Source organism: Niabella sp., from assembly GCF_030150205.1.
GTDB lineage: Bacteria > Bacteroidota > Bacteroidia > Chitinophagales > Chitinophagaceae > Niabella.
Window position 1 is genome coordinate 517,778 of the sequence record NZ_JASLGT010000024.1, and the last position, 11,201, is coordinate 528,978.

Genomic DNA, 11,201 nt, shown 5'->3' on the forward strand with positions numbered 1-11,201 from the left:
TGGAGCGACAAATAAGTATCTAAGAAAAGGGCGCTATCTGTGGATGCCGATCCGCCAACCGAAGAATAGAACGGCAGTTTTTGAGCAGACTTTTTAATCGGCTTCTTGCCGTTTATATTTTTACCATTACTTTTGCAGCGCATTGGTTAAATGTTCACTCTTATAGGAACATTTATTAAAAGGGAATCAGGTGTAAATCCTGAGCAGACCCGCTACTGTAAGTCCTATGCAACGTTTTTAACAATCTGAAGGCCACTGTGACGCCAAGGCATCATGGGAAGGCCGTTAAGAACGGGGATAAGTCAGGAGACCTGCCAGCGCAGTTTTTGTTTTAAGCTTTCGTGGAATAAGGCTTGGAATGCAAATGTGCTGGTATACATTACCCATTTGTTTTCTGTTTATTTCAGGTGAAGCTGTTTGATGAACTCAAATAGTAATGAACCGATTTTATTTTTGGATCCGCTTTTCCGGAGTAATGGCGCTTTTGTATGGCATCGGTTGTACAAAAGGCCTGGCACAAACCGATGACTCTTTGCGCGCAAAGGAGCTGGATAGTGTGTTGATCCGCTCCGGCAAAACCGCCTTCCTGCTCAATGCTTCCATTCCTGTTCAAACGCTTACCGGCAGCCAGCTGCAGCAATTGAACAGTTTTTCGATAGCGGATGCACTACGCTATTTTGCCGGAATACAACTCAAAGACTACGGAGGAATTGGGGGGTTAAAAACCCTCAATGTAAGAAGCCTTGGGGCGCAACACCTGGGCGTTTTTTATGACGGGCTGCAGCTGGGAAATGCGCAGAACGGCATTGTTGATCTGGGAAAATTTTCGCTGGATAATATTGATGCACTCAGTTTGTATAACAGCCAAAATACCACTACGCTTCAATCTGCAAGAAACTTTGGAAGTGCCGCGGCATTGTATATAAAATCAAAACAACCGGTATTTGAGTCACACAAAAATCACCATATCAGCGGTGCATTTAAAACGGGTTCTTTTGGTCTGATAAATCCCTCGTTATACTGGCAGCAGAAAATAGCGGGGAATACGGCAGCAACGGTCAGCTTAGAAACGATTCATGCGCATGGGAGATATAAAACCCGTTATCGAAAGCTGGCATACGATACCACCATTGTCCGGCAAAATGCAGATGTTACATCACAGCGGGCAGAGGTTGCCGTGCAGGACCTGAATAAGGATTCCTCAACCCATTGGAAAATACAAACCTATTTTTATAATGCACAACGGGGACTGCCGGGTGCCATCGTTGCAGAGCGGTTTTATAATTCACAGCGGTTGTGGGACCGCAACTTTTTTGCGCAGGGGATGTTACGCAAACAATTCAATACCCGCTATCAGCTCGTATTACAGGGAAAGTACGCCAATGATGGCACCCGCTACCTGGATACAACGATCAAAAAAATTGGCGGTGCTCCGCTTAATAATCAATATCGTCAGCAGGAATATGACGCATCACTGGTAAATGAATACCGGGTTGCATACGGCTGGAATATATCGCTGGCAACGGATTGGATCGTAAATAAGATGCAGGCCAACCTGGACAACTTTGCGTACCCGGTACGGAACACCGGGTTGGTGGCGGTTGCAACGGAGCTGAAACGGAAACAATTCACCGCTGCCGGAAATGTACTGGGAACGTTTATCCGGGAAAAAGTAAGATCCGGAACAGCGGCAGGCGATAAGCATGTACTCACTCCGGCCATAAGTGCCTCCTGGCGGCCCTGGGAGCATCTTCCCATCAGTGTCCGCTCTTTTTACAAGCGCATTTTCAGAATGCCCACCTTTAATGATCTGTATTATACAATCATTGGTAGTGTTTCCCTTAGACCGGAATACACTACTCAGTACGATATCGGGCTTCAGTATAAAAAAATGCTTGCCGACACAGGATCCGGAATCAGTCTGCAGGCCGATGTATACTACAATGATATCCGGGACAAAATTATTGCCATCCCCGCCAATAACCTGTTCCGGTGGAGCATGATCAATATGGGAAAGGTAGCGGTTAAGGGAATGGACCTGCAGCTAACCTATGCAGCGGTCATCCAGCGGCAGGTATTCCTCAACGGAACGGTTACCTATTCGTACCAGCAGGCCGTAAACAAAACAGCCGGGGATCGATCCTATGATCAGCAAATTCCTTATGCACCCAAACATAGCGGATCCGCAACGGTGCAAACGGCCTATCGTAATTGGGGCCTGAACTATAGCTTTATCTATACCGGTGAACGGTATATGCTTCCGGAAAATGATCCGCAAAATTACCTGGAGCCCTGGTATACGCATGACCTTTCGCTTACAAAAAAGGTCCGGTTAAAGCAGGTATCTATCGGGCTGGCCCTGGAAGTAAATAACCTGTTGAATCAATATTATGATGTGGTGGTCAACTATCCCATGCCGGGTCGTAACTACCTGGTAAAAATGACTTTTAACTTATAAATACAAAACATGAAACCAAACCAATGGATGCCCGCTTGTATGTTCTTCACATGCTTACTGTTTTTAGGTGCCTGCAGGAAGGACCCTGATCGGGCGCTACCACCTCAGCAGACGGAGGCAGATACTACCAGCACCGGCTTCTATTTATTAAATGAAGGCGGATGGGGCTATAACAACGCCACTTTGGATTATTTTGATACGCACAACGGGGTATACGAGCGGGATGTGTTTACAAAAGCAAACCCGGATGCGGTATTGGGGTTAGGAGACACCGGGAATGATATTGGGGTATATGGCAGTAAGCTATACATCGTAATGAACTGGTCAAAAAAAGTAGAGATACTCGATGCCCGAACCGCCCGCAGAATAAAAGTGCTGACCGACCAAACACATAAGGCAATAGAAAATGCGCGCTATATAACCTTTGCCAATGGGTTCGCTTACCTGAGCTCCTACACTACGGCCGAAAAAGGAATGGTGCTGGAAATAGACACGGCAACACTTAACGTTACAAGAACGGTGGAAGTAGGCCGGCAGCCGGATGAGCTAACGGTGGTGGGTAATAAATTATATGTTGCCAATAGCGGGGGCTACAGCCCGGCCAATTTAGAGCATACGGTTTCCGTGATCGATCTGCCTGCTTTTAAGGTAATAAAAGCCATAACGGTTGCTCCCAACCTGAGGCGGTTGAAAAAAGATAGTAATGGATTCCTGTATATCTGTTCCTGGGGTACCACCAATAAGTTGTATGTAATCAATACCCAAACCGATCAGCTAAGCGACTCCATTCCTGTAATGGTGGAAGATTTTACTATTGTGCGGGATACGGCGTATATATATGGAACCGACTATGGCGGAGGACAGCACGCTTATACACGTGTAGATCTTAAAAACAAAAAACTAATTCCCGGTTCTTTTATTAAAGATGATACAAAAATTATCATCCCCTATGGCATTGCCGTAGATCCAAACAATGGCAGCATTTATATAGCGGATGCACGAAATTACAGTGAAGCCGGCGACCTGTATTGTTTTGACGCTTATGGAAAACTAAAAAACACAATAAAAAAAACGGGGATTATTCCCGGTCATATCGCCTTTTATAACCGGAACGGATCACCAGGCCGTTGAGCCTTTTATTCAAATCAATGCATTACCTATTGCATAACAATCAAACAAAAAATACACACATGAAACAATTTCTCTTTTTTGCCTTCCTTCTTTTAATAGCGATGAGCAGCTGCAAGAAGGACAAGGATGTAACAGCGGCTCCTGTATACAGCTTTTCTGTAACCACAGATACGATCAATGCCGTTATCCAGAAGCCGGTGGCCATTGAATCGAATAGAACAAATGGCACGGAGGCTACGGTTACCTGGATGGTGGATGGTAAGGAAGTATCATCTGAAAGCGCATTCACCCAGGTATTTGCAGTAGCTGGTTTTTATAAAGTGTTTTTCAAAGCCCGGAATGAGGCAGGTGTATTCGAAAAGGAATTTGTCATTAATGTAGCGCCGGTGGTGCGTGAAGGCGGTGAAAGCAAATATATTTCCCGGATATTAGAATATGCACCGGCTCCCGGTCAATTTATAAATGTGGCGCCGGGCAATGTTGTAAGCGCTGAAGGTATTGTAGGAAAGAACAGCGGACTGGTAACATTGGGCGCTTACGGGGGGTACATCACCTTTACATTCGACCATTCTATTCAAAACAAAGAAGGGGCCGATATTGCGATTTACGGTAATCCCTTAAAACCACCAACAGACTGGAGCGAACCGGGCATTGTAATGGTAAGCCGCGATGATAACGGAAACGGCATTGCAGACGACGCCTGGTATGAGCTGGCCGGAAGTGAATACAACAGTGCGGAAACCATTAAGCATTACAGCATCACTTATTACAACCCCAAAGCTTATGCAAATGTGCCCTGGAAGGATAACCTGGGAAATTCGGGAGCTGTAGAAATAAACGCCTTTCACAAGCAGCAGTACTATCCCTTATTTGCGCCTAACCAGGACTCGCTGGTGTTTACCGGTACACTGCTGAAAAGCACGTTTGGCCAGGTGGGCGGAATATGGATCAATGCCGGCTTTAGCTGGGGATATGCCGACTCCTATTCATCCGGCGATGATTATGATACGAATAAATATAACGCCTTTGATATTTCACGGGCCGTAGATGATAATGGAAAGCCGGTTCAGCTGAAGGCGATCGATTTTGTAAAAGTATATACGGCTCAAAACAATAAAGGAAACGCGCTAATGGGCGAGATCTCCACAGAGATCAAAGGAGCTGAAGATTTGCATTTTGGAAAATAAAAATTAAATAATGAATATGTATATGAAACGACCGCTACAAAAGTTACTGCTGTTACTAACGCTTGGAATGCTCCTGGATGCCTGCTCCAAAGACGATGACTATTTCCGGGAGCGTCCGGGAATGGATCCTATAGAAAAAGGAGCCCCTTATGCGAACGGCTTTTTTGTGATCACTGAAGGTTCTTACGGACAAGCTGCCGGAACCGTTCATTTTTATGCCTATGATGCAGATACCATTATTACCCGGGCCTATGAAAAAGCAAATCCGGGTAAAATTACATCGAACGCATCGCTGGCCAACACACTGCAGTTTGCCACAGTGTACAACCAGAAGCTGTACCTGGTCAGTAAAATGAACGGACCCATTATCCGGTTGGATGCACGTACCCTGAAAGAGGAGCGTCGTTATAACCAGGAAACCAGTAACTGGAGGAGCCTGATCGGTGTAAAAGAAAACCAGGGGTTGGTAAGTGCTGCAGATGGGGTTTATTCCATTAATCTGAACACGCTGGGCGTACAGTATAAACTCAGTTCTGTTTCCGCCGTTAATACCGGCGATATGTTAAAAGAAGGTAATTACGTGTATTTGCTGCAGACCAACGGCGCAAAAATCATTGATGCAACGAATTACTCTTTTGTAAAAGGATTCGCAAATATCAGCCGGGGTTTTGCCCGCACACCCAATGGAAAAGTATGGGCGTCTACCGGCAGCCGCCTCATCGCCATTGACAAAAACCTGGATACCACGGGTGTGGCATTGCCGGTAAGCATCGGCTCCTTTGGGTTAGATGCGCCAACAAGGATCACAGCGTCTACCAAAGAGAATGCTGTTTTTTATCATTCCGGATCCGCTATTTATAAATATGTAGAAGGCAATGCCGCGTCGCTTAGTCAGCCGTTCATTACCATCAGTGAATCGCCGTTTATGGTATACGGAGCGGTTCGTTATGACCGCAACAAGGATTACCTGGTGGTAAACGGTATCAAGGGTTATGGCGGATTATCCGGGGTAAACTTTCTTTTGATCTATAACGCCTCTACCGGCGCACTGGTGAAGAAAATTACTTATGGAAACGATGGCTCCGTTGTGGATTTTAATCATATCTACTTTCCGGAGCTTTCCGTATTTTATTAACCGGAAATACATTAAAGAAGCGATTTGCATCGTTGGGGTGCGGGCTTCTTTATAAACACATCTATACAAATGATAAGAGGCCGGTGTCAGGTGATGACAACCGGCTTCTTATTTTCATCTACCGCCACAAAAGAAAATACACCGCTGACAGCTTTTTCCCGGTGTGTGCTGTACATCTGCTCTACATAAATATCTACCTGTACCTTCATGCTGGTATTGCCGATATGTATGATACTGCCCGTTAGTTCAATGATCGTTCCGGAAGGAATAGGATGTTTAAAATCGATGCGGTCGCTGCTTACGGTTACCATCCGCAGGCGGCTGTAGCGGGTAGCGGTAATAAAGGCTACTTCATCCATCAGCTGCATGGCCATACCGCCAAAGAGCGTATCATAATGGTTGGTTGTATTCGGAAAAACGGCCTTAAATATACGGGTTGCGGCTGCGGCAATCCGGTCTTCTGTATGCATGTGTAATGGGTTTTTAAAACTGCAAAAAAGAAGCTTAGGTATCGGAGGGGTTTTTATAAAATACACCCAGGATGCCTTTTAACTTGTGCTGGAATTGTTGTTGATGATACCGGCCCCTTAGCGCTTTTAAACACACGGCACAGAGACAGTCTTCATACTGCTTATTGATAAAATCCCGTTCCTCGTCATTCAGGGGTACGGTACTGCATTGACAAAGAAGAATACTGCCCACTTTGCATTCAAAGGGTTGCTTACAGCGGGGGCAGATTTTATCTTCATGTAGACACATAATTATTCCGAAACCGGCAGGTTTATTTTTTTACGTCATGTTTTTTGCCGTGATCTGGCTGATGAAAAAAGAAGAACTTATCGAATCATAAATGTAGTTAAATCGCCAGAGTTATGGTGGAAAAAAATCCTAAGGTGTTGAATCGTCCGGCCTGGTAGGAGACTTAGTGAAAAAGACGATAAATACCTGAGATCAGGGCACGGGGTTTGCCGGCACAGGACGATCGATTTGGCAGATAGGCTGGTGTTGAATTTCCAGGACCTGCTTTGTGTTTTAGCAGCTGTGCGGAGATGCGGATTCCCCTGTACCGGCCGAGGGATGCTCTTCAGCGAGCGGGTCCGCATTTCTGAAGGACCCTGGAAAACCGGATCCTACGATGCGATGACGTTTTTGTAAAGTTGTGAGGGCTGTTCCAACAGGCATCATCCTGTTAAAATACCGTTCCGGGAACTTTTTTTATCCATGCTACTGCAATAACTTTAAGGTATGGATTTTATAATTGCGGCTACATATGACAGTTATATTGATGCGCACCTGGCAATGGGAAACCTGTTGAGCGAAGACATTAACTGCTGGCTGAAGGATGAGAACACGGTTACCATTGATCCTGCTTTAACGTATGCGGTAGGTGGTATTAAACTGATGGTGGCCGGGCCGCAGATCGAACGGGCGCGGGATATACTTCGGCGCACCAAACAACAATACCAGGAGCAAAACCCCTGTCCTAACTGCGGATCCGTTAACGTGGAATACATCAGCACCCCCAAAAAAGCCTCCAACTGGCTGGGAACCTTTGTAAGCGTGGTGCTAAGTGCCGGGGCCCCGATGGCTGTAGAAAAGGTATATCATTGTTTTGATTGCGGGTTTGAATTCAAAGACGTTAATAATACCGGAACATGATGGAATCTGTAGTCACATACTTCTCTACGCTGGAGCAACGCCCGCTGGAACGGATGGCCCTGCTGGTAGGAGGATTACTCTTTTTCTGGATCATCGAGGGGGCTATTCCGCTGTTTCAGTTGCAATACCGGCGAACGAAATTTTCACATGCGCTGGTCAATTTTGGTTTTACGGTCATTCATCTCATCATTCATACAGCCCTGGCGGTATTGATCGTATTGCTATCAGACTGGTGCCGCAATGCAGACTTTGGCCTGGTATACTGGACGCATGCCGGCGTATGGGGGGCTATTATCATCGGGGTACTGGCCCTGGATTTCAGCAGCTGGCTGGTGCATTGGAGCATGCATCAGCAGCCCTACTTATGGCGGTATCATCTTATTCATCATAGTGATAATAAAGTAGATGTAACTACCGGCCTGCGGCATCACCCGGGCGACAGCCTGTTACGCGGTATCTTTTTCCTGCTGCTGATCTTTGTAAGCGGGGCGCCGATGTACAGTGTGATGATTTACCAGACCCTGGTGGTGATTACAACGGCCTTTACACATGCCAATATCCGGTTAAATGCAAGGCTGGATAAAGCGCTGAGCTATGTATTGATCTCTCCCAATATGCACAAGGTACATCACCACTGGAAGCAGCCCTATACCGACAGTAATTATGGAGCCGTTTTTTCTATATGGGACCGGGTGCTGGGTACCTATAAAGAACTGGATCCTTCGAAGATCCGGTATGGATTGGATCGTTATTACGACAATGAAAAGGATGAGGATTTTCTGAGGCTGATGAAAGATCCATTTGTTAAAAAAGACCGGAATCGGGCCGCAAATGATCATTAGAACATTTTTCAATTATTAAAGTTAAATTTGTAGTATGGCAAGCGTATTAGATAAAGAAATGTACGGTTATTTTACCCAGTTGAATGAAGCGGAAAAAAGGTCTGTGGTACAAATGCTGAAAACTTTTCTAAAGAGCCGCCAGGCTACATCGGACCATATCAGCATCGGGCAATATAATAAAGAGCTGGATGCGGCGATGCGACGTATGGATGAGGATAAATTTACTACTGTTGAAGACCTGGAGAAAGAAATGGAGGGATGGTAAAATCCCGGCTAAAAGTTATTATAGATGATGAAGCTAAACGGGCCTTCCGGGAAGCATATCAGTATATTAAAAGAGACTCTTTACAAAATGCTGAAAAGGTAAGGGTTAAACTACTTGCTTCAATAAAGGCCTTGCCAACGAACCCAGAAAGATATGCTCCGGATAAATATCGTTTGAACAATGATGGTGCCTACCGTGCTTATGAAATTTTAAAATACCGAGTTACCTATTATATAGGAGATTCGGTAATTCGCATAATACGAATCCGCCATGTCAGAATGAACCCCTTGGAATATTAGTTATTAATGTCCTGCCTAATCTACATCTTTTCTACTTTTGAATTATGAAGCAAAAAATTATTGCCGTTATTCCCGCCCGTTATGCCGCCACGCGGTTCCCCGCAAAATTAATGAAGATGCTGGGCGACCGGCCGGTAATTGCGCATACCTATGCTTCGGTGGCCGGCAGCGGACTGTTTGATGATGTTTTTGTGGTAACGGACAGCATCCTGATTTTTGAAGAGATCGTATCCCGTGGAGGAAAGGCCATTATGAGTGTTGCGGAACATGAAAGCGGCACCGACCGGATTGCGGAGGCGGTGAAGGATATGGAGGTGGATGTGATCGTAAATGTGCAGGGCGATGAGCCGTTTATGCAGAAGGAACCCCTGGAAAAACTGGTGGCACTGTTCAACGTAGATACAGTGCAGGTAGGCTCGCTGATGCGGAGATTTACTTCAGAAGAGGCGCAAAATCCAAATGCTGTAAAAGTGGTGACCAGTAAGAATGGGAAGGCCCTGTATTTCAGCAGGAGTGTGCTTCCCTACAGGCGGGATGAAACAATAGCGGTGCCTTATTACCTGCATATGGGTGTGTATGCATTCCGCAAAAAAGCATTGCTGGAATTTACCGGCTGGTCACTGTCTTTACTGGAACAAACGGAGAAACTGGAACAGCTACGCTTTTTGGATAATGGTGTTGATATTTATATGGCCGAAACGGATTATGAAACCGTGGCCATCGATACACCGGAAGATCTGGAAAAAGCAACCGCGCTGCTCAACCGGTAAAGCACAGAACGAGGGAAACTACAGGAAGGGTGTATATGCCTTTTAATTTGGTGTTCATCCGATAATCTGTGGGAAATAATCGATCACAGATTATCGGATAAACACAGACAGGCAAGCCGTGGCGAAGCACCTGAAATGTTATGCTCCCAAACCGGTATGCCTGGTTTGTTCTGCATTAAAATAACTATCTTTCCTGTATGAAGATGCGTCCGGAAAAATATCTGCGATACCTTTTTTTACCCAATTTATTTGAGCTTTTCGGCACAGAGCGCACCCGGGAGATCCTTTCGGTGAATCCCACGGTGGTTCCTAAAAGAGAAGAGGCGCAGCAGGTGATCATTTCCGCGTATTGTTATAATAAGGAAAGCATTGAAGAACGAAAGGATATTTCTTTACAGGAGGCCCTGGCCTTAAAAGAAAGCGATAAGATCGTGTGGATCAATATCGACGGACTGCGTAAATCCGACGTGGAAATGGTGGGCGCCCGCTATGGTATTCATCCCCTGTTGCAGGAGGATATCCTCAGCGTGAACCAGCGGGCCAAGATGGATGAAGAGGATGAGATCCTTTTTTGCCTGATGAATATGCTCTATTATAACGAGCAAAAAAAGTCGGTAGACCAGGAGCAGATCAGCCTGGTGCTGGGCAAAAATTTTGTGATCACGTTCCAGGAGGATCTGAACCGGGATGTATTTACCGCCCTCCGGGGACGTTTAAAACTGCCTACCAGTAAAACGCGTACTAAGGAAGCCGATTACCTGTATTATACCTTGCTGGATACGATTGTAGACCATTATTTTATTGTAATGGATAAACTGGGAGATCAGATTGAAGACCTGGAAGAGGAGATCATCCGGAGCGCCAGCAAGCGAACCCTGGCATATGTTAATTCTTTAAGGAAGGAACTGATCGTATTAAAGAGAACGATTTACCCGGTACGGGAAGTGATCAGCGGTCTGATCAAAAGCGAAAATGAACTGCTGACGGAGCTGAATGAACGCTATTATAAAGATGTATATGATCATATTGTACAGGCCATCGACCTGGTAGAAAACTACCGGGACATGATTACCGGTATGCAGGATCTTTACCTCAGTAATGTAAACCTGAAAATGAATGAGGTCATGAAGGTAATGGCCGTCGTAACCTGTTTACTGGCCCCGGCTACCGTTATCGGCGGCATTTTTGGAATGAATTTTAATGTGATCCCGCTTACCAATCACCATTTTGGTTTCTGGATCGCTGTGGCTGCAATGATCCTGATTCCCATCTGGATGTTACTGATCTTTAAAAAGAAGGGGTGGTTTTAATCTCATAATATCCCGCTATCAAAAATACTAAAATAATAATTTCTTATCTTTGCGTTCAAACTTATATACATGCGAACGCTAAAGTTGATAAATCACCTGAGCGATGCAGCCATAAAAGAGCAGCTTTCAATCATGGCAGGAAAGC

The 11,201-nt window shown here is 45.4% G+C and carries 12 protein-coding genes and 1 riboswitch; of the genes, 10 read left to right on the forward strand and 2 right to left on the reverse strand.

The features are described 5' to 3' along the window. Positions 1–126: 126 nt before the first annotated feature. Positions 127–334, forward strand: a riboswitch (cobalamin riboswitch). 102 nt (positions 335–436) lie between these two features. From Q1V85_RS18875 to Q1V85_RS18890, 4 genes are read left to right on the forward strand one after another with little or no spacing between them, the layout of a single operon-like run. After that, positions 437–2,458, forward strand: coding sequence for a TonB-dependent receptor plug domain-containing protein (locus tag Q1V85_RS18875; protein WP_300602119.1), 2,022 nt, complete (start codon positions 437–439; stop codon positions 2,456–2,458). 9 nt (positions 2,459–2,467) lie between these two features. Beyond that, positions 2,468–3,589, forward strand: coding sequence for a DUF5074 domain-containing protein (locus Q1V85_RS18880; protein WP_300602120.1), 1,122 nt, complete (start codon positions 2,468–2,470; stop codon positions 3,587–3,589). Between the two features lie 59 nt (positions 3,590–3,648). Next, positions 3,649–4,776 carry a PKD-like domain-containing protein gene (locus Q1V85_RS18885; RefSeq protein ID WP_300602121.1) on the forward strand — a complete coding sequence of 376 codons (1,128 nt, stop codon included), beginning with the start codon at positions 3,649–3,651 and terminating at the stop codon, positions 4,774–4,776. Between the two features lie 22 nt (positions 4,777–4,798). Continuing rightward, positions 4,799–5,911: a DUF5074 domain-containing protein gene (locus Q1V85_RS18890; RefSeq protein WP_300602122.1), complete on the forward strand. Its 1,113-nt coding sequence runs from the start codon at positions 4,799–4,801 to the stop codon at positions 5,909–5,911. A gap of 86 nt (positions 5,912–5,997) precedes the next feature. Here the strand turns inward: Q1V85_RS18890 and Q1V85_RS18895 are convergent, their stop codons facing one another. Both Q1V85_RS18895 and Q1V85_RS18900 read right to left on the reverse strand, forming a co-directional pair. Next, the gene (locus Q1V85_RS18895; RefSeq protein WP_300602123.1) at positions 5,998–6,381 is read right to left on the reverse strand and encodes an acyl-CoA thioesterase; all 384 of its coding nucleotides are present in this window, start codon (positions 6,379–6,381) and stop codon (positions 5,998–6,000) included. A 34-nt stretch (positions 6,382–6,415) separates the two neighbouring features. After that, on the reverse strand, positions 6,416–6,670 hold the full coding sequence (locus Q1V85_RS18900; protein ID WP_300602124.1) for a cysteine-rich CWC family protein: 255 nt from the start codon (positions 6,668–6,670) through the stop codon (positions 6,416–6,418). A gap of 486 nt (positions 6,671–7,156) precedes the next feature. Between Q1V85_RS18900 and Q1V85_RS18905 the strand changes: the two genes are divergently transcribed. The 6 genes from Q1V85_RS18905 (at position 7,157) to corA (ending at position 11,056) form a co-directional block, all read left to right on the forward strand. Further along, a complete protein-coding gene (locus Q1V85_RS18905; RefSeq protein ID WP_300602125.1) occupies positions 7,157–7,570 on the forward strand; it encodes a DUF2007 domain-containing protein in 414 nt (137 codons plus the stop codon). Then, complete coding sequence (locus Q1V85_RS18910; RefSeq protein ID WP_300602126.1) at positions 7,567–8,412, forward strand: sterol desaturase family protein; 846 nt, start codon at positions 7,567–7,569, stop codon at positions 8,410–8,412. The genes Q1V85_RS18905 and Q1V85_RS18910 overlap by 4 nt, the downstream gene beginning before the upstream one ends. Before the next feature lie 34 nt (positions 8,413–8,446). Beyond that, a complete protein-coding gene (locus tag Q1V85_RS18915; protein ID WP_300602127.1) occupies positions 8,447–8,677 on the forward strand; it encodes a hypothetical protein in 231 nt (76 codons plus the stop codon). Continuing rightward, positions 8,671–8,976, forward strand: coding sequence for a type II toxin-antitoxin system RelE/ParE family toxin (locus tag Q1V85_RS25230; RefSeq protein ID WP_366914015.1), 306 nt, complete (start codon positions 8,671–8,673; stop codon positions 8,974–8,976). Before Q1V85_RS18915 ends, Q1V85_RS25230 begins: the two co-directional genes overlap by 7 nt. 44 nt (positions 8,977–9,020) lie before the next feature. Then, a complete protein-coding gene (kdsB, locus tag Q1V85_RS18920; protein ID WP_300602128.1) occupies positions 9,021–9,746 on the forward strand; it encodes a 3-deoxy-manno-octulosonate cytidylyltransferase in 726 nt (241 codons plus the stop codon). A 197-nt stretch (positions 9,747–9,943) separates the two neighbouring features. Beyond that, positions 9,944–11,056: a magnesium/cobalt transporter CorA gene (gene corA, locus Q1V85_RS18925; RefSeq protein ID WP_300602129.1), complete on the forward strand. Its 1,113-nt coding sequence runs from the start codon at positions 9,944–9,946 to the stop codon at positions 11,054–11,056. Positions 11,057–11,201 lie beyond the last annotated feature (145 nt).

Excerpts from the sequence above, each read along its gene's own strand:
- Q1V85_RS18875 (WP_300602119.1), top strand. The coding sequence starts at position 437 with ATGAACCGATTTTATTTTTGGATCCGCTTTTCCGGAGTAATGGCGCTT.
- Q1V85_RS18880 (WP_300602120.1), top strand. The coding sequence starts at position 2,468 with ATGAAACCAAACCAATGGATGCCCGCTTGTATGTTCTTCACATGCTTA.
- Q1V85_RS18885 (WP_300602121.1), top strand. The coding sequence starts at position 3,649 with ATGAAACAATTTCTCTTTTTTGCCTTCCTTCTTTTAATAGCGATGAGC.
- Q1V85_RS18890 (WP_300602122.1), top strand. The coding sequence starts at position 4,799 with ATGAAACGACCGCTACAAAAGTTACTGCTGTTACTAACGCTTGGAATG.
- Q1V85_RS18895 (WP_300602123.1), bottom strand. The coding sequence starts at position 6,381 with ATGCATACAGAAGACCGGATTGCCGCAGCCGCAACCCGTATATTTAAG.
- Q1V85_RS18900 (WP_300602124.1), bottom strand. The coding sequence starts at position 6,670 with ATGTGTCTACATGAAGATAAAATCTGCCCCCGCTGTAAGCAACCCTTT.
- Q1V85_RS18905 (WP_300602125.1), top strand. The coding sequence starts at position 7,157 with ATGGATTTTATAATTGCGGCTACATATGACAGTTATATTGATGCGCAC.
- Q1V85_RS18910 (WP_300602126.1), top strand. The coding sequence starts at position 7,567 with ATGATGGAATCTGTAGTCACATACTTCTCTACGCTGGAGCAACGCCCG.
- Q1V85_RS18915 (WP_300602127.1), top strand. The coding sequence starts at position 8,447 with ATGGCAAGCGTATTAGATAAAGAAATGTACGGTTATTTTACCCAGTTG.
- Q1V85_RS25230 (WP_366914015.1), top strand. The coding sequence starts at position 8,671 with ATGGTAAAATCCCGGCTAAAAGTTATTATAGATGATGAAGCTAAACGG.
- kdsB (WP_300602128.1), top strand. The coding sequence starts at position 9,021 with ATGAAGCAAAAAATTATTGCCGTTATTCCCGCCCGTTATGCCGCCACG.
- corA (WP_300602129.1), top strand. The coding sequence starts at position 9,944 with ATGAAGATGCGTCCGGAAAAATATCTGCGATACCTTTTTTTACCCAAT.